Source organism: Singulisphaera rosea (genome assembly GCF_054877945.1).
This window is the reverse complement of sequence record NZ_JBTYIP020000035.1, coordinates 1-18,851: the sequence shown is the minus strand read 5'-3', so window position 1 is coordinate 18,851 and position 18,851 is coordinate 1. Positions and strand designations below refer to the sequence as shown.

At 60.3% G+C, this 18,851-nt stretch carries 13 protein-coding genes and 1 pseudogene; 5 read left to right on the top strand and 9 right to left on the bottom strand.

Annotated elements, in window-relative coordinates:
* Positions 1-85 precede the first annotated feature (85 nt).
* From ACYOEI_RS35605 to ACYOEI_RS35595, 3 genes are all read left to right on the top strand, one after another.
* On the top strand, positions 86-1,894 hold the full coding sequence (locus ACYOEI_RS35605; protein ID WP_462855060.1) for a DUF190 domain-containing protein: 1,809 nt from the start codon (positions 86-88) through the stop codon (positions 1,892-1,894).
* A 138-nt stretch (positions 1,895-2,032) separates the two neighbouring features.
* Complete coding sequence (locus ACYOEI_RS35600; RefSeq protein WP_462855059.1) at positions 2,033-2,752, top strand: DUF4058 family protein; 720 nt, start codon at positions 2,033-2,035, stop codon at positions 2,750-2,752.
* Positions 2,753-4,297: 1,545 nt separating this feature from the next.
* Positions 4,298-5,767, top strand: coding sequence for a tetratricopeptide repeat protein (locus tag ACYOEI_RS35595; RefSeq protein WP_462855057.1), 1,470 nt, complete (start codon positions 4,298-4,300; stop codon positions 5,765-5,767).
* Positions 5,768-6,333: 566 nt separating this feature from the next.
* Here the strand turns inward: ACYOEI_RS35595 and ACYOEI_RS35590 are convergent.
* A complete protein-coding gene (locus ACYOEI_RS35590; protein WP_462855056.1) occupies positions 6,334-7,116 on the bottom strand; it encodes an SDR family NAD(P)-dependent oxidoreductase in 783 nt (260 codons plus the stop codon).
* 374 nt (positions 7,117-7,490) lie between these two features.
* Between ACYOEI_RS35590 and ACYOEI_RS35585 the strand changes: the two genes are divergently transcribed.
* A complete protein-coding gene (locus tag ACYOEI_RS35585) occupies positions 7,491-8,168 on the top strand; it encodes a type 1 glutamine amidotransferase domain-containing protein (protein ID WP_462855054.1) in 678 nt (225 codons plus the stop codon).
* Here ACYOEI_RS35585 and ACYOEI_RS35580 read toward each other — a convergent pair.
* Positions 8,108-9,301: a bifunctional heptose 7-phosphate kinase/heptose 1-phosphate adenyltransferase gene (locus tag ACYOEI_RS35580; protein ID WP_462855053.1), complete on the bottom strand. Its 1,194-nt coding sequence runs from the start codon at positions 9,299-9,301 to the stop codon at positions 8,108-8,110. The genes ACYOEI_RS35585 and ACYOEI_RS35580 overlap by 61 nt on opposite strands.
* 124 nt (positions 9,302-9,425) lie before the next feature.
* Between ACYOEI_RS35580 and ACYOEI_RS35575 the strand changes: the two genes are divergently transcribed.
* The gene (locus ACYOEI_RS35575) at positions 9,426-9,674 is read left to right on the top strand and encodes a hypothetical protein (RefSeq protein ID WP_462855051.1); all 249 of its coding nucleotides are present in this window, start codon (positions 9,426-9,428) and stop codon (positions 9,672-9,674) included.
* A 147-nt stretch (positions 9,675-9,821) separates the two neighbouring features.
* On the opposite strand, the gene ACYOEI_RS35570 is transcribed toward ACYOEI_RS35575, so the two are convergent.
* The 7 genes and pseudogenes from ACYOEI_RS35570 to ACYOEI_RS35540 all read right to left on the bottom strand — a co-directional run bounded on the left by ACYOEI_RS35570 (position 9,822) and on the right by ACYOEI_RS35540 (position 18,464).
* Entirely contained in the window at positions 9,822-12,368 is a 2,547-nt protein-coding gene (locus ACYOEI_RS35570) for a tetratricopeptide repeat protein (RefSeq protein WP_462855050.1), read from the bottom strand.
* Complete coding sequence (locus ACYOEI_RS35565; RefSeq protein WP_462855048.1) at positions 12,365-12,622, bottom strand: transposase; 258 nt, start codon at positions 12,620-12,622, stop codon at positions 12,365-12,367. The genes ACYOEI_RS35570 and ACYOEI_RS35565 overlap by 4 nt, the downstream gene beginning before the upstream one ends.
* Positions 12,623-12,808: 186 nt before the next feature.
* Positions 12,809-13,375 (bottom strand): hypothetical protein, encoded by a 567-nt coding sequence (locus tag ACYOEI_RS35560; RefSeq protein ID WP_462855047.1) that lies wholly within the window; start codon positions 13,373-13,375, stop codon positions 12,809-12,811.
* Positions 13,376-14,115: 740 nt separating this feature from the next.
* Positions 14,116-14,928 (bottom strand): hypothetical protein, encoded by an 813-nt coding sequence (locus ACYOEI_RS35555; RefSeq protein WP_462855045.1) that lies wholly within the window; start codon positions 14,926-14,928, stop codon positions 14,116-14,118.
* A 255-nt stretch (positions 14,929-15,183) separates the two neighbouring features.
* Entirely contained in the window at positions 15,184-15,927 is a 744-nt protein-coding gene (locus ACYOEI_RS35550; RefSeq protein ID WP_462855044.1) for an ISAs1 family transposase, read from the bottom strand.
* Positions 15,881-16,057, bottom strand: a pseudogene (locus tag ACYOEI_RS35545) (transposase family protein); the annotation flags it as partial. The gene ACYOEI_RS35550 and the pseudogene ACYOEI_RS35545, both read right to left, overlap by 47 nt.
* Before the next feature lie 526 nt (positions 16,058-16,583).
* Positions 16,584-18,464, bottom strand: coding sequence for a redoxin domain-containing protein (locus tag ACYOEI_RS35540; RefSeq protein ID WP_462855043.1), 1,881 nt, complete (start codon positions 18,462-18,464; stop codon positions 16,584-16,586).
* Positions 18,465-18,851: the final 387 nt, after the last annotated feature.

Here is an 18,851-nt window from a genome sequence, read left to right as displayed (position 1 = left end):
GTAGGACGGCTACGTTCACGGGCAGTCTCCGAGCCTGCCCAACTTCCCGCCTCCCGCATGCTGCGACCCCACTTCGGTCACAGGCATGCCCATGAAGTTCCACGTCCGCGAACAATTCGTCCTCACCAGTAGCCTTGTGAAATGGTGCGTCCTTGGGACGGCCGTCGGTGTGTTCGCGGGTGCCACATCCGCCGCGTTCCTCATCGGCCTCCACTGGGCGACAGCCACGCAGGAGTCGACGCCCTGGCTACTCTGGCTCCTGCCGCTGGCGGGGGTGGGCATCGGTTTCCTCTACTCGCGGTTCGGCCAGGACGTCGAGGGGGGGAACAACCTCCTCCTCGATCGCATCCACGCGGCCGAGGGCGACGTCTCCTGGCGGATGGCCCCCCTGATCGCCTTGAGCACGATCGGGACGCACCTCTTCGGCGGCTCGGCCGGTCGAGAAGGCACGGCCGTGCAGATGGGGGGAAGCCTGGCCGACGTCATTGCCCGCACGCTGAGGCTCTCCCCGGCCGATCGACGCATCCTGCTGATGAGCGGGATCAGCGGTGGCTTCGGGGCCGTCTTCGGCACGCCCCTCGCGGGGAGCATCTTCGGCCTAGAAGTGCTCGCCGTCGGCAGGATCCGCTACGACGCCCTCGTACCTTGCTTCGTCGCGAGCGTCATCGGCGACATGGTCTGTCGAAGCCTCGGGATCGATCATCACCTCTACGTCCTTGGCGTCATCCCGCACGTCACCTTGCCGCTCCTGCTCTGGACGGCCCTCGCGGGCCTCCTCTTCGGGATGGCGAGCCTGCTCTTCGCGGAGCTAACCCACTCGATCCAGCACGTCATGAAGCGTGTCGTGAGCCTTCCATGGCTCCGGCCCGCCTTCGGCGGCGTCGCGGTCATCGGCCTCACCTACGCACTCGGCACTCGCGACTATCTCGGCCTGGGCCTATCGCTCATCGGACAGAGCTTTACGCCGGAAGGGGTGTTCCTCGGGGCGTTCGCGCTCAAGATCCTGTTCACGGCCGTCACGCTCGGCACCGGCTTCAAGGGGGGCGAGGTCACGCCGCTCTTCTGCATCGGCGCGACGCTCGGCTATGCCTTCGCCAAACTCACCGGCCAGCCCACCGCGATCTTCGCCGCCCTCGGCTTGATCTCCGTCTTCGCCGGCGCGGCCAACACGCCGCTAGCGTGCGTCCTGATGGGGATCGAACTGTTCGGTGCGGAACTGGCTGCACCGATGATGCTCGCGTGTGTCGTCAGCTATGTTTCTTCGGGACATCGCGGCATTTACCTTTCCCAGCAGGTCGACACCCCAAAGTCTCTCGACGTGCTCGTCCCCGAAGGCCTTTCCCTGCGCGAGGTCCACTCCGGCAATATGCAGGTCGGGTCGTTCGGCGTTCGCCCGTTCGCGAATGGCCACGAGGCGACCTGGAATCTTCTCGAGGACATTCGAGTGCATGATGACACCCCATTCGTCTCGCGTCCCTTAGGCCAGTTGCGAATCTTTCTCCAGTCCGGAGAGAAGCCCAAGCCCAGGACCTGGACGCAGCACCTGCACAATCCCCCGGTCTATCTCCGCATCATCCAAAAAGCGCGCGAGTTCGGCCTCGCCCACGGCACCGTCAAACAATGCGTCGCCGGATTCGTCGAAAAGGGCCAGGCCGAACGCAATCCCATCGACTACGGCAACACGCGCCTCCCCATCTACGTCGAACTCCACGGGACCCGCGAAATGCTCGAACGGTTCTGCCAGGAGTCCTCCGAGCTCCTGCAGGGACGGATGATCGTCTACAAGGACGTCGAACGTTGGGGCTGGCAGGGCAAGGCGTTCGAGGAAGTCGAACTCGAGGGCCCGCTGGACGAGGTGAGTCAAGGCGCTGAAGTCGTCGGTGAACCCGACTGATTGGGACTTTTCCGGATCCCGGCCCATGTTATCCGGGTCATGGTACAATCCCCGAGAAGTTGCAGGATGGGAAGGCTCAATATAATAGATTTCCTGGATTCATGTTCAGATCGTGATTGATACTCGCCTGGGACGACCATGCCACTTCGCGATCATTTCCACCCGCCGCTCGACAGCCTCGCCTCGTGGGAGGGTTTCCACGGGCAATGGCCGGCCATGATCGTTCTCGATCTCGTCGGCCGGCTGCCGTCACGATTTTCGGCAGAACCCCGTGTACGCGTCGGCGCCGAGATCGAGATCGACGTGGCAGGCTTCGAGGATGACTCGCAGGATGCATTGGGGTCTGATCCGAGCGAAGGCTTGGCATTCGCTCCTTCCGAGCCGAGTATCGCTGTCGAAACGGAACTCTTGGCGTACGGCGCGTACGAAGTCCGGATTTTCGACGTCAGGCGAGCCCGACGGCTCGTGGCGGCCATCGAACTGGTCAGCCCTGCCAACAAGGACCTCCCCGAAAGCCGTCAGGTTTTCGTGGATAAGTGCGAAGCACTGCTTAGGCAGAGTGTCTCGGTGATCGTCGTCGATCTGGTCACGTCGAAGCATTACAATCTTTATGCGGAACTGCTGGCACTCGTCGGCCAGATTGATCCGGCGTTCACACCCGCCCCACCGGCGACATACGCCGTCGCTTGCCGATGGGTCTTGCGCGGTCGTAAACACGTGCTGGAAACCTGGTCTTCTCCGCTCCATCTCGGCCAACACCTGCCGACGCTACCGTTGTGGTTGGCGGAAGACTTGGCGATCCCTCTGGATCTCGAAAGTAGTTACGAGGCCAAATGTCAAGTGTTCCGAATCGTATGAATGTGCACAAATTGGATTCGGTTGCGGAACTTCGGATGGCCACAGTCGCGATCTATCGAAAATATGTATATAAGTTGTGAAATCTTGTTGTTGAAAATCATTTCATGAGTTGTACTTTGGTGGCTCGTACAATTCTTGGCCTTCAATGGTGTCCTGGAGTGCTAGCAAATAAATATTTCTTGCTAGGGTGTGATTCCGGCTCTTGGCCTTACATGCTGGGCGTCGATCCGGAGAGAAATTCTCGCAAGTGCTCACGGTCTTTGATCGGTTCTGCAAGAATTCTCATGAAAAATAGGACGTCAAATCGCCCCGCGATTTCCGTTGGTGTCGCGATAATTTGGATGCCATCACCGTCTACCCCCGGTAGAGGAGATGCGAGATGAATTCGGCCAGGGATTGGGTAGTTCTCCAGCGAGCCCGCCCCCAGCATTCCTTCCCGGGTCGAAACCAACGGTCGATGATCCCTGGCTGAGCAACCCGATCGCGCCTCTCTGAAGCTCGACGACATCTCCAGACCCTCGCCGCTGCCGGGAGGCGACATCTCGAGGTTCTCGCTCAACGACTGGTCATCGGCGTGGTCGAAGCGATCGACTCTCATTGCCTTGGGCACCGGAACTCTCGGGCATGGGCAAAGGTGTCGTCAATCGATCGAATAGGTCCAGCATCTGCCGCTACGACCCCAGGTAGGCCTCTCCTGGTCGGCTTGGCATTCCATTTGCATCCGCTCATATTCCGGAGCGAGCAATCGTTCGGTCCTCGGGCGACCCATGCGGGTTGTCGGACCCCGAAGGGGGCATGAGCTGGGGTTCTGCCCCAGCGTTGCGAACATTCGCTGATTCGTCGAGGTGAGTTAAGGGTCGCGAGCCTGCGGGCATTGCGTCGCGACGGTGTCTTACCCCCCTGAGCCACAAGGATCATGTCAAAACCCGCTACGCCGATTGGTCGCTTGTCGGGCTGAAGCTTCTGCGTCAACGGCATCGTTATGGTCCACCGGGCCACGGTCGCTGCGCGCCAAGCCGGACTCGTTCGGCGACTTGAAATAACGGCCGGCGGACGTGACGCCGGACCGCTGCATTCTCACTGGAGTCCTCTTTTACCCGAGCTTTGCTCGCGAGGTTGTCGATGTCGCTTCAGCGTTTGGTCTTCTCGGCGGTAGTCCTCTTTGCCGCTCCAGTCCTGAGGGATCCAACCTACGCCGGGGGCGCCCCGCCTCGCGGCGGCGGAGGAGGGGGTGGTGGGGCGAGACCGGCGCGGCCAGCCGCGGCTGGACGTCCTGTTGAGGGCGGGGCAAGGCCGGCCGCACCCGCTCCGCCCCGTCCGGGTGCGACCGGCGCCGGGGCTCGACGCATGGCGGCTCGCCCGGTCATCGGCCGAGGCGCGGAACCCGCGAAGATTCCGACACCGGGCCCCGCGGCGGGAGCACGTCCGTTGGGCGGTGCGGAACGGAGGCCTTTGGCCGGAAACTGGCCCGGCCTTCGGGCGCGAGCCCAAGCGCGTGACGCCGAAATACGCGGTTCGGAGCGTCGGCCGCTTGGTGAGGATCGTTTGATTCGCGAACGCGAGAAAAGTCTCGCGAACAATCCCGGCAGGGATGTCGTCGAGTCGAACAAGCGGACGATCGACCGGAACGACGTCTTTGTCAACAACCGCGGGGCCGGCTCGGGAGGCGGCAACTGGGGCCTTGGCGGCCGTTACGGTGGGCTCGGCTATGGCTATCGCGGAGGCTGGGCCCGACCCTACTACGGCAACTGGTACCAGGGCGGTTGGGGTGGTAACGGCTTCTGGACCGGCCTCGGCGCGGGCTCGGCGTCCATGTTTGGTCTCGGCTCGCTCGGCGGTATCCTGAACTCGCCGGGCTACGCGTACTCCAACACGCTTGGATTCCCCGTCGGAGCTTACGGCCTCTACAACTACTTCCCGACCTGGGGGATTGGCAACTACGCCGGTTGGGGCCTTGGCTCCATGGCGAATAGTGCCTTCTACAGCGGCTACGCCGACCCGTATTACGCAAGTCTGCCCGCCCCTGCCGCGGGAGTGGCTGTTGCCTATGACTACTCGCAGCCGATCAACGTCGCCGCGTCTCCCCCTGAACAGGCCGTCGTCGAAACGTCGGAACAGTTGTTTGCGAAAGCACGCGACGCGTTCAAAGCCGGCGACTACCCCGGCGCCCTCGACCTTACGGATCAAGCCATCCGGCAGAGCCCCAATGTCCCTGCCGTCCACGAGTTCCGGGCCCTCACGCTCTTCGCGCTCAAGCGATATGGCGAAGCTGCGTCGGTCCTCTACGCAGTCCTTTCGGCCGAGCCTGGCTGGAATTGGTCCACGCTCGTCGGCCTCTATCCGGACGTCGACACTTACACGAACCAACTCCGCGCACTCGAGGCGGACTCTCGGACAAACCACGACTCGGCGCCCGACGCGTTCCTCCTGGCCTACTATTACATGGTCCAGGGAAACACGGAGGAGGCTGCGGGTGAATTCGATCGAGTGGTCCAACTCCAGCCCAAGGATCGGCTTTCGGCCTCCTTCTCCCAGGTCTTGAAGAAGGCCTCTGAATCTCAACCGGAACCGAATCAGCCAAGCTCCGAGCCGACCCCAACAGCAGTGGCGTCTACTCAGCCGGCGCCCACTCCTCCCCAGCCGGAAGGCGTCGACGCGCCGGCCCCGGGAGCAGCGCCGGAGAACTCCGGAAAGACGCCCGAAGGCGATCCCGCGCCCCCTCCGCCGCCACCCCCACCCGCGGCTTTGGCCGGCGAGTGGAAGGCAAAGCCCTCTGCCGACGTCGCGATCGAGCTGACCTTGAATCAAGAAGGTGCGTTCACCTGGGTCGTCGACACGAAGGGCCAAAAGCAGACGATCGAAGGGACCGCCGGCTTCAAGGACGGTAATCTCGCGCTCCTCCAGGCAGACGGGCCTCCCCTGGTCGGCAAAATCACTCAAACGGATGGGAACTCCTTTGAGTTTCGTCCGCCGAACGCCCCGCCGGATGCGCCCTCACTGAAATTCACGCATTGAGCGAAGGCGCGGGCACCGCGAGTCACTGTCGTCGTAGCGAAGAGTCGCGGCGAACCACGTTGAGGCAACGTGGTTCGCCGCGTTGTCGTTTGGAGGGTTGCCTCCGCCTCTCCTGCTCGCAGACCTACCGACAACGAAGAATGTGAAATATGAACGCTTATCTATATCATAATGATTAAGTGGTCGCCTCACGGTCCTTAGGATCGAGAGCCCCAGCCGAACGGCCTGGGCATCCTCAACACCCTCGACTCGGCCAGCTACAGCGGTTAACGCATCCATATCGCGCAAGGTGAACGGTCTCGCCCAAAATCCAAGGCTTTCAGCCAAATCGGTAGTGTGCGATGCGGCTGATAACCTCTGTAGGTCCAGGAAGAGACCCGCGCCAGGTTCGAGGCGGTCTTCAAAGCTTTGAGGCCATCGTGGGTGAGCAGGACGCTCAGGAGCCGAAAAGGCAGACCGTGGCTTTGCTGGAGTGGAAAGAGGAGGAAGTGACGAGGATCGAGGGCCGGATGTCCTGACCCAATTTCGAAACAGACGCAGAAGATCGGGAATTGCGGTCCATTTTCTCACCACAGCGTGTATCCGCCGTCGATCACGAGGGCGGCGCCGGTCATGTAGCGTGAGGCGTCGCTGGCCAAGTACACTGCAAGCGGGCCAAGATCCTCCGGCTGACCGAAATCCCCCAACGGGATGTTGGAGCGAGTTCGTTCGATCACTTCCGGATGAATCTTGGACCAGCGTTCGTTCGGCTCCGTCATGAAGCTACCCGGAAGGATGGCGTTGACCGTGATTTTGTGCACCGCCCAGTCGGCCGCCACGGCGCGGGTGAATTGCAGGATCGCCCCTTTCGCCGCTTCGTAGTGCCGTCCCGCGATACCTCGGCCGGCGACCAGGGCATTGATCGATGCGATATTGATGATGCGCCCACCCTGGCTCCGCTCGATCATCGCCTCGCCAAACCATTTCGTGCAGAGCATGCAACTGGTGAGATTCAGATCGATCAGCTCACGCCACTTGTCGAGCGGCATCGCTTCGGTGGGAATGTTCTCACGTCGACCGCCCACATTGTTGATGAGAATGTCGACCGGGGCGTGTCGTTCCAGAGCAGACTGGCACGCCTTCTCGCATTCGTCGGGCTTGCTGACGTCGGCCACGATGATCCAGGCTTGTCGGCCCAGGGAACGGATGTCTTCGGCCGTCTTCTCCAAACTGGGTTGATCGCGGCCGACGAGAATCACGTCGGCCCCTGCGTCCGCAATGGCAATCGCCATTTCCCGCCCCAACCCTCGACTGCCGCCGGTGATGAAAAGACGCTTTCCCGTCAATCGGAATCTGTCGAAGATTCTCATCGAGTTCCGACACTCCTTTGCGAATTCGGCGATTTCGGGCGAAATCTCATCGGGGCCGCGAGGGCCTTTCAACCTTCGCCATGGATTCCCATGGTACGGGATCGGGCTAATAGAGCAAGCGTTCCAGTCGCCGTGATGTTATCGCTGTTGTGTTGGCTTTTCCTGCTCGACACCACGCTCGACCGAGAGCCGTTATCACGCCAGGGCCGGTCTGCTGAGCCAAGCACCGGTCTGTAGCCTCTGGCTGTGGCACCAGGTATTTTCGGAGAAAGTCGACCAAGCAACTTCGGCGATCCTCTTCGCCGCATCGTCAAATTCGTCAAGCTCGAGAGAGAGCCGTTCAGCCCCATGACATGAACTCAAGGTGCCGCACGATGAAGATCCTCATGGTCCTGACCTCCCACGACACGCTTGGCAACACGGGCCGCAAGACCGGTTTCTGGCTTGAGGAGTTCGCCGCGCCCTATTACACGTTCGTCGATGCCGGTGTGACCGTGACCCTCGCCTCGCCGAAAGGCGGGCAACCGCCGATCGACCCCGTCAGCGACACGCCGGAGGGTCAGACTGACGCGACGCGCCGGTTCAAGCAAGATCCAGACGCGCAGGCCACGCTCGCCAACACGGCACGACTGGCCGACGTCGCCGCCGCGGACTACGACGCGGTCTTTTATCCCGGCGGCCACGGCCCGATGTGGGACCTGGCCGAGGATCCGCACTCGATCGCCCTCATCGAGGCGTTTTATGACTCCGGCAAACCGGTTACAGCGGTCTGCCACGCGCCGGGTGTACTCCGCCGCGTCCAGTCTGCGGGTCAGCCGCTCGTGAAGGGAAAGCGGGTGACGGGCTTCTCCAACAGTGAGGAGGAGGCGGTCCACCTTACCTCGGTCGTGCCGTTCCTCGTGGAAGATGAGCTGAAACGTCTCGGCGGGCTCTTTGAAAAGGTCGAGGACTGGGCGAGCTTCGTCGTCACCGACGGGAGGCTCGTCACGGGTCAGAACCCGGCCTCATCCCGGGCGGGAGCCGAGGCTCTGTTGAAGCTCCTGGCCTCATAAGCAGCGAGTGCGGGTGCTTCGTCCTGGAGTTGAAGATGCACAACGAAATGAGCCGGCCCGCGCAAACGCGTCGGCTCCAACTCGGCGAGAATCTCGTTCCAAGTGACCGGCGTCACGCCGACCCTCTCGACTTCGAGACCTCCCGCGACATTAGCCAGCCGAACCGCCTGGTCGAACGAGGCCCCCTCGGCCAGCACGATCCCGAGGACGGCCAGGACCATGTCGCCGGCCCCGGTGATGTCGTACACCTGCCTTGGTCGGGTGGGGTAGATGGCCGCTTCGCCCTCCGCATACACCAGGGCCATCCCGTCTCGGTCGAGTGTGACGATGGCCGCATCCAGTCCGAACCGTTCTCGGAGTTCGCTCCCGGCGGCCAGGGCCTCCTCGGGACTGCCGATCGTCATCCCGACCGCTTCCTGGGCCTCGCGGCGATTCGGAGTAAGGCAGGTCGACCCTCGGTAGCGGTCGTAGTCGACGCCTCGCGCCGGGTCGACCAGGACCGGAATCCCTTGGACTCGTGCCCTAAGGATGAGGTCGCTGAGCAGAAGCGGCCCGCAGACGCCCTTGGCGTAGTCGGAGATGAGCACGACATCGTGATCGTCGACGAGGCCCATGAGCCGCCGCGTGAGTTTCTCCGCCGCACGTGGCGAGGGAGGGATGCGAACCTCGCGGTCGATCCTCAGGATCTGATGCGCATGGCGGTGCTGCGCCCGCCCCATGAGGCGTTCCTTGACGGTCGTCGGCCGGCCCCCGTCCTCGATGACCGCGAAATGGTCGATCCCGGCCTCGTCGAGGAGTCGGCGCATTGCCTTGCCGTCGTAATCGTCGCCGAGGAGTCCCGCCAGGCTCGCCCGGCCCCCGAGGCCGCGGACCAGGGCCGCGACGCTGGCCGCCCCGCCCGGCCGGTTCTCGCTGTGGTCCGCACGGAGGACCATGACGGGTGCCTCAGGGCTGATCCGCTCGGCATCCCCCCAGGTATACCGGTCGAGGATGACGTCCCCCACGACGAGGACACGCGGACTCCCGATACGCCGGACGAGGTCGGCGAGGGTCTCACCGGTCCCGGCGTCGTGGGGACGGGCCGCGGCATCTCGGGGGGGACGAGCCGATGACGGTTCGAAACCTTGATCCATGGGCACGGGATTGCCTCGAGATGTCGTCCGGACTCGGCAGGCGGGGGGGGCCGTCATCCTATCGTTTTCGGGCCGTCGACGCACGAGCCTTTTCAGGGTGTGGACGGGCCAGGGTGGGTGAGACTTGTCACGGTTCCACCTTACCCCCGCGGGCCTGCTGGCGCTTCTCCGGCCCCAGGTCCACACCAAGGGGACCGACTATACTCTCGACCGGATCCCCGAGCGAGTCGTGGTCGAGTCCTACGGCGGCCGGGTCGAGCTCGTCGGCGGCCCGAAGGAGCGGAGCACCACCGAGATGCTCCGGGCGATCCGCACCACTGAGGTCGGAGTCCCCGTCGTTCCCCTCGCCGCGCTCGAGCCGGCCCTGTCCTGACGGCCCACCCACGCTTCTCGAAACCCGGTGTTTTCTTCAACACCGGGTTTCTGCCACCGTCAACGCCGACCCCTCCACCGTGGGACGTCGCTGCCGACTCCATCAGAAACCCGGTTTTTAAGAAAAACCGGGTTTCGGGACGGATGTTTACACCTCTCGATCTCCCAGCAACAGAACATCGATCTGCCGACGCAACGCCTCGCGACGCTCCCGGGCGCCCGAGAGGGCCCGGGCCTGCTCGACGAACCTCGGCCCGAAGTCGCCCGATCGCTCGCACTCGCGCATCGAGTCCTCGGCGGCCCGGGCCGACCGGATCGCCTCCGACAGTTTCTCGGCAAGCCCCCGGAGCTCGTCCGAAGCGGGGAACGAGCGGTCCCGCGTCGCCTCGAGCCCGGCGAGGTCGGCCCGCGCGGCCCGGCGTGAGGACTCGTCCTCGGCCCTTTCCACGGCGAGCCCCGCCTCCGCGATCCGCTCGAACAGCTCCCCCGGCGTGATCTTCACCCCGATCGACCGCGCCCGAAGCGCCGGCGGGACGAGCCCGGCGAGCTCGCGGGCGATCCGCTCGAAGACCTGCGGCCATTCCATCAGGCGCTCCTGGCGGAACAGCCGCATCGTCGGATACCACGGGCAGTCCTCGCGGCCCGAGATCCACTGCCACCCCGGCGCCGCCGACATCGCCACCCAGACCGGCACCCCCAACGCCCCCGCCAGGTGCGCCACCGCCGTGTCGGAGGTGACGAACAGGTCGAGGTTCCTCATCACCGCCGCCGTGTCCATGAACGCCCCGGCCTCCGCGTCGAGCCGGGGCCCGAGGTCGACGACCGGGAAGGCGTCCCCGAGGGCCTCGAGCTGCTCGGACCCGACGTTCTTCTGGAGGCTGAAGAGCCGGACGCCCGGCACCCGCGCCAGCGGCTCGAAGTGCTTCAGGGGCATCGAGCGATGGAAGTCGCCCGCGTAGCCGGGGTTCCCCTGCCAGTTGATCCCGACCTTGAACTCGGGGTAGGGGGCCAGCTCGGCCCGCCAGCGCTCGACGAGCGCGGGGTCGGGCTCGAGGTAGGGGACCTCGGCCGGGACCGCCTCGAGCCTGGTGCCCATCAGCCCGGGGAGGGTCAGGAGCGGGACGTGGAAGTCGTGCTCGGGGGGCTCCTGCCCCTGCGGGACGAGCGCGTCGATCCCCGGCATCTTCGACAGGATCGGGATGAGCCGCTCGGGGCACTCGAAGTAGACCGTCGCCCCGAGCCGCTTCAGCAGCGGGGCGTAGCGGATGAAGTGGATCGAGTCGCCCAAGCCCTGCTCGTGGATCAGGAGCAGCCGCATCCCCTCGGGCGGATACCCGTTCCAGGCCGGCTGCGTCGGCGGCCGCGAGGAGACGTTCCGCTTCCGCAGCCGCCACTCGTACTCGGCCCACCCCTGCGCGAAGTTCCCCTGCCGCAGCCAGGTCAACGCGCGGTTCAGGTGGGCGTCGACGTGGAGCGGCCGGAGCTTGATGCACCGCGAATAGCTCGCGATCGCCTCGTCGAACCGCCCGAGCTCGGCGAACGCGATCCCGCGGTTGTTCGAGGCGTCGGCGTAGTTCTCCTTCAGCTCGACGGCGCGGTCGTAGGCGGCGATGGCCTCGTCGAACCGGCCGAGGTTCCGCAGGGCGTTGCCGAGGTTGTTGTGGGCCTCGGCGTAGTTGGGCCGGGCCTCGAGCGCCCTTCGGTAGCTCTCCTCGGCCTCGGCGAACCGGTTCTTGCGGGCCAGGGCGATGCCGAGGTCGTTGTGGGCGTCGGCGTAGTCGGGGCGGAGCCGGATCGCCTCGCGGTAGCAAGGGATCGCCTCGTCGAGCTTGTTCTGCCTCGCCAGGGCGATGCCAAGGCACTTGTGCGCCCTGGCGTCGCCTGGCCGCCTCCGGATCGCCTCGCGATAGGCGGCGGCCGCCTCGTCGTGCCTCCCGATGTCGGCCAGGGCGCCGCCGAGGTTGGTGTAGGCCTCGTTATAGTCGGGCCGGAGCCGAGTCGCCTGCTGGAAGCACGCCACGGCGGCGTCGCGCCTCCCCCGGGCCGCCAGGGCGATGCCGAGATTGTTGTGTGCCTCGGGATACGCCGGCCTCAGCCGCAGCGCCTCCTGATAGGACGCGATCGCCTCGTCCAGCTTCCCCTGGTTCCGCAGGGCGATGCCAAGGTTGTTGTGCGCCTCGGGATACGCCGGCCTCAGCCGCAGCCCCTCGCGGTAGCAGGCCACGGCCTCGTCGAGCTTGCCCCTGACCCTGAGGGCGTTGCCGAGGTTGTTGTGCGCGTCGGGGAAATCGGGGCGGATCGCAATCGCCTCGCGATAGCAGGCCGCCGCCTCGTCCCTCCGGCCGAGCCTAGCCAGCGCGACGCCGACATCATTCCGGAACGCTGCCGAATCGGGCCTGAGCCGGCTCGCCTCGCGATACCCCCCCGCCGCCTCCTCGAGCCGCCCCATGGCGAAGAGTGCGGCGGCGCGGTGCGAGTGATAGTCGGCGTTCCCCGGGGTGGCGGCGACTGCCCTGCCGAACTCCTCGGCGGCCCGATCCGGCTTGCCCTGCCTACGGGCCGCCTGACCTCGTGCGAAGCAAGCGTCTGGCGACCCGGCGGCCTCTTGGGTTCCGAGCGTAGATGCGTCTTTTGCCAGATCGACCACGCCGTCTCCAGGATCTGCGGACCTCCCGGCGGTCGATTCGTTCATCATCTGCCGTGGTATCTCCACCGGTCTCGGCTGGAAGGGTGCAGGTGGACGAGGACGTGGAGATGGTTATCCATGACGGAGAATGCGGCGACCGAGACCGCGAAGATCTCCGCAAGTTCCTTGAGTCGCTTGTCGATCCAGTCCTTGCGGCCGTGCTCGGGATCCCCCAGGAGGAAGGCGCGTCGGACGCAGCGGGTGATGCAATGATACCAACGGGTGACAGTCGGATCGACCAAATGGGCGCGGGCCATAGTCATCGGGGGGTCTCCTGGGTGTGATCATCGGCACAGTAGCGACGTCGAGGCGGGACGTCAAGACTGCATTGCATGTCCTTTCTTTCTACTAATCAGTACCCTTCCGAGTAACGTAGTAATCTAGGTTGGATAAAGGAAAGCCAAAACCAAATATTTTAAAAAACGACACAACAACGTTTTCAGGTCACTCTAATTGCCGCCTCTCAGCGACTTGGCGAGAAGCAGTGTATCACCCCATTGATTCAATTCGTAAATGCGGTGGAACATCGAACGATCAAGCAGTGGCTTAATAAAATCAAACATCTCAATTGCAATATAGACGGTTGCCCTAACGTCCAATGTAGAAGACGCCCAGTCGTTTACAACGCGTCGTGCTTCGTCGAATGGCAAACCGACGTCTCCAAAGAACCAGTCTTCGATAAGCTTTGGATCCAGAACCGCATCCCCGCTCATAGGACCATACCGAAGAATCATGTTGCTCCGAACTGCAACTGCGGAGGACCGGAATACGAATCGGTCAGGAGGGTCAACAACTGAACCGAGCAGGTCGTAAACGGTAACAGCGATTTTGGCCCAAGACAACGCGTTACGTTTGTCTTCGATTTTAGCATGATTCGCACGAAACCCAGAACTGTCTGCAATAAAATGCCAATGAAAGTCGTTATCAGGATGAACATCTGAGCGGTTGCTCTCAATGAAATCCATGATAAAATCCACGTCCATATGGATCAAATCCACAGCATCTTCAGGGAACATAGCTCGAAACTCCAGGATTAGGAAAAAGATCAAGGGTTTGCTGCAGTCCGTCTAAAAGAGGCATCAGCGATAGGCAATCTCATTCTTTGGATTTCGAGGATAGAGCCCTAGGAGGCAGTTCAAGCATTAGAGCCAAAAACCTACAAATTTTTAACACAAACAAACTTGTGTGTTTTCGATTAATGTGAGCTGTCCCTTTGCGGGCAAAGGTTTACGTCACGCATAAGCGAATGCTCGGACAGAATCCTAGCAAACAAATGGATATCCGAATGTTGAAATTGAATTCCAGCTAAAATGAAGCACAGCTTCTCTCGAGTAAATGCTGAGGGACAAGATTGACTTTAAGTCCCACCACCTCATTCGGACGAGATGGTAAAGCTGGAGGACGGAACTCTTAAGATTATGCAAGCGGCGAGCCAGGCCACTGATTTGTAACCTAACTGTCGAACTTATTGACGGGTAGCCTGAAACAAGAGGGTGAAGAGTAAGATTTCGCCGAGGCTGATGCAGAATATATATCACCTAAGAAAACTCCACGGGGTCGGTCATGTATGGGGTCGCAAAATCTAACCGTCAAAGCTAGACTAAAAGACAGGCGAGCTGATCGCAAATCAAAATTGTACGCAGGGGAGACTAGGCAAAGTCGCCAATTAAAATCTAACAAGTCAGCACTATGGCAAGGATGAGAATCCATAGCATATCGATAAACCATTGAGGCATAGCGATTCAGCTAAATTATCTTATTTGAAAACAAAACCAGCACGACGAAATGCCTCTTTGGCAATTGCCACAGAAGCTGCATCCGGGCGGTAATGTCCGCTGAAGCGATTTATGGTCAATACTACATTGCCCTCAACGGTGACGGAACCTGCAGCAAGGATGTCAGAGCCATTCGCCGCTACAGCATGCGAGATTTCCTCGAAAACGCCGTCTGGAGTTTTAAAGCCTCGAGGAATAACGAAAATCTTGCCAGTCACAGAAACAATGTATTTTACAGACTGTCCAGCGTAGGATGCAAGAGAAGCCGGGCTAATGACCTGAAGAGGTTTAACACCCCATTTTCTGGCAATGTCCATTTCGGACGGGAAAAGCTCCTTCTCTCGGTTGGGCCAAGGTGTCCCTTTCAAAGGAGGGAGTTCACCCGCGTCAAGATCATCTAAATCATCTGGGTCGAAATCACGATGCGGCGAATCGAGCTTTCTTTCCAAGTCATGTATGTCATCGGACAAATTCCGAACATACACGTCACCTGGACCACCAAATGAGAGCCGAGGCGACAAGGCTGAGGTGGTTGCCCTATCGACCTCTTTGTACAACTCAGACAATGACCGTTTGACAAACGCGGTTGCGGTCTTTGCCTCCGCTGCGGCTCGGCTCGTGACAATTGGGACAACCTTGCCTACGGCAGCGTCGAAGAGAAGACCTCCCCCAAATTTTGCAAGCAAATCATTTTGCTGCGTCACACTAAGTTTCTTGTAAGAATCATAACTCATATAAAGGTTTTCGCCAACCTTTGCAGGGTTTGTTACGACGATATAAACACCATTTGTCAAGCTATCCAGACTCTGGATAGGATGCCAAAGCAGATCAACAGTTCCCATCGCGAGGGCAAAAAAGGGGACATAACAAATATCCTGCCTCGGTCGGTTGTATGGTGTATTTATTCGACGCCGATGGCTGCACAAGCCTCTTTGGCCGATACAGGCTGGCTTAATTCGTTATGTCCCCTTTTTTGCGCCCGAGGCTTTACTCAGGACCGATGCGTCCGAGCGCGACCTTCCCGATGAATATGGGCCCTGGGACATCCACTAAGACATCTTCGGCAAGTGAAATTCCGACGGGAGGCTCAACTGAATCCTCGATCGGCTCCGCTCGGCACAAATCGACACCGAGACCATCGACAAGGACCTACGGCCGGCATCGGGCAGGCCTTCCGGCACATCACACAAGTAGTAGGTCCGGCGTTCCTTCCGCCCAGGTCCCTCCTCGAACGTCTCATGGCAGCTCACCGAGATCCGAGCGAAGTCATCGTCGAAGTGGTCCAGGAAATGGTCCACGATCCCCTCGTGCAAGGTCGGTTGGTTGCCCTTGACGGCCAAGATGTCGTGCCCACCGGCCTCGACGATCTGCTTGGCGATCTCGGTCTGGAAGCCAATGGCGTCGACCGTGACGATCGCCCCACACAACTCCACCCGCTTGAGCACCTCGGGGATGGCCGTGATCTCGTTGCTCTTCTGATTCAGGGCCACGGAACCGATGCTGAGCTTCTGCGAGACGGTCCAGACACTGACCATGTGGAGGGCCGACTTGGCGGTGGCCATATCGAAGCTTTGCCGGGCAGTCTTGCCGTCGATAGCCAACAACCGCCCCTCACTGGTGTCATGCAGGGCTCCAAACCAGGAAAAGAGACAGCGCTCGAACTCGGCGGAATTGAGGCAACGGAAGATCATGTTGAGTCGGTCGTGAGAGGGGATGCCTGCGGACAGGTCGAGGGACTGTGAGAGCAAATCGCCGTGTTGCCTGGCCCAAGTTGGCCATAGCGACGAAATCATCGGCGCCGGCGATGATGACGCAGAGGGCGATGGTGAGGAGGTTGAGGAGCGGGTAAGTGACCTTGCGTCGGCGGGGATCGGTCAGGGGAGCGAAGTGACAGTCGATAACTGGTGAAGGATCGGTCGCCATATGAGAAGGATACCGCCTGGAATCGTCGCCCCGGTGGACGGACCTCGGCTTCCCGAAACCAGATCGTCATAACGTTATCATCTCAAAGTACCCAATATTGCGCAATCGCCCTGCCGGGCAGGCGCGTGAGATGACGGCGTTTATCCCGATGTTCGTGAGTGCCGTCGAGGCGAACCAGGACGGCGAAGGCGATCCGGTCGCCTAGCCGGTGGCGGTATCCGGAGACAAGGGATACCGAGCAGACTGGATCGACAGGTACCAGATCGATCTGAAGATCAAGCCGGCGATCCCATCGAAGAAGAACAAGAATCGTTCGATGAGGCCGGTAGAATTCGAGATTGACGCACATCGTCGACGAAACACTGTGGAGCGTCTGATGTACTGCATGAGGGAGTGTCGTCGGATCCTCTCACGCCAAGAGAAAAAGCGCTGAATTACAGTGGGTCAAGCAAGATGACATTCACCGAACGCTATCTCCGAATCGCCAACAAGAGCCTCATTTCCGACAGAATTTACAGAGTCCGAGTCAGAACCGTTCGGCCTTTTCCACTAGCGATCGGACAAGAGGCTCCAAGTCATTGTTATCTCGAGATTTGCCGACCACCGTCCCATCTCGGTCGATGATCAGAAGAGTCGGAAATTCTAGGATACTGTAGCGTTCTACCGTTACACCTGTTCCGATAGTACCGTGCTCGCCTTCCTTTTTGGGATGGCGGCGATCGAGCAACACATGGAACGGTAAATCACGCCCACCCCAGAATCGATCTCGGGCAAAAGTGATCTTCTGATCGTATTCGGCCTCCGACTGAATTGAGCCATCATGCAGGCCAATGATCACCAATGGCCGGCCTTCAAATCTGCGATGTAGATCCATCAGTTTCGGCATATCCCGGATACAAGGGCCACACCAAAAACCCCAGAAGTCAAGGAGGACCACCTTGCCGCGAAAATCGGCCAGCCTAACAGGACGGCCTGTCCTGAGATCAGTGCTCTCGATTTCCGGAGCAGGTTTCCCTGTCATCTTCTGATACGGTAGCCGTTCGAATATTAGAGGAGGTACGTCTAGAGGACCGTCTCCCTTCGGTACAACGAACTCGCATTGTGCAAAGCCAGCTGCTCCGTCACCAGTAGCACGCCAAATAAATGTCTTTAACTGATACCTCCCTTCGGGCAAACACTCTTCTGGTAAAAGGGCCTCGCCATGGCCAGCAAAATCCTTCAAAATTGAGTATCGCATAGATAAAGTAGACCACTCCCTTGGACGATCAGCATGAAGCGCGACCGAGATTATCGTCTCAACCTGATTTCCGGAAGAAAGTCCCACCGATTCAGGCGCGACCGGGATGCGAACTCGTCTTCCACGCTCAAGCTTGATCTCGATCGGCTTCATCAATTGAGAAGATTCGAAAAACTTGCAAGCCAGTCGGTTATAGGACAAATCCGCAAAACAGAGATCAACACCTTCGACCAACCTTGATGTCAAATCATAACTATGAATTGAGACCACCGGGCAAATGAGAAAGTCACCGTTGCCGTTGGTTACCGTCCGGGATCCGTCGGAGAAGGGTCGTACACTAGCTCCTCGCTCCGAGTCGAATGAAATCCAAAGGCCGACGGCCACATCAGGAACGGGACGACCCTCCACATCGACAACCCGACCCCGGATCGGAGGGAGAGCGGGCAACCTGAGGGTCGTCGGCTCATTCTCAGTACCTGAGAGATTCAACTCGACAGGCCGAGCACCTACAGGATTCGCGGCCACAGTCATCCCTAATGAAGGAGGGATTGCCAACCGGCAGCGACCATCGGCATCAGTCTTTGCTCGCGTCCAACGCACTCCTCCGATCGAGCAAGCGAGCACCACATTGGCCAACGGTTCATTTGTGCTCGTCTCTACACAAAATATCGTCTCTCTCCATGGCTGCGCGTTAAGCTCGAAATCCGTAGTCGTTCTTCCCACGACAGTCTCTAGTATTCGATCTCCCACCTTGTAACCAGGAGCAAGGACTACCGCGCGAAATGGTTTCATGGACCACGGAAATCGTCGCAGATCGATTCTGTAGCGTCCCTGGGCATCAGTCTTTGCCTCTGCGCCCTCGATGAAGCTCCTCCCCAGTAACTCAGGTGTGAAAAAAAGCCTCGCTCCCTCGATCGGAAGACTTCCAACAGTCGATATTCTCCCTTCGACCACCCGCTGATTATTGCTCGCGTTCGTCGAATCATCACCACGAACCTCCCAAAAAAAGAGCATGCAAACAAGAACGATAACAGAAGTTCGACCCACCATAAAAGCCTCGCAACACAAAATGGGATTCTTCACAACAATTCCTCTGCAATGAATCATAACACGCGACACTAATTCGATCAACAATCCGATCAACTGCACAGAAGTCAAAAAAGGGGACATAACAAATATCCTGCCTCGGTCGGGTGTATGGTGTATTTATTCGACGCCGATGGCTGCACAAGCCTCTTTGGCCGATACAGGCTGGCTTAATTCGTTATGTCCCCTTTTTTTGCGCCCATTCAGAAAATGTGCTATATTCCCGACCGAGGAGTGATATTTGTTATGTCCCCCTTTTTTGCTCCTGTTAGGCGTTCGGCAGGAATTATTTCACCTGCCGATCCCTCGTTTTTGGAGTGATAGTGATGTCGTACTTGGGGAGAGTCACCGATCGCTGTAGTCGGGCCTCATAACTCTTCATTTCCTTCGCGCCCACTCGAACCCCATCGGGATACGAACCCTCGAGACTCTCCACCTTCGGATGTCGCCCCTTCCAGGTCATCCGCCTGG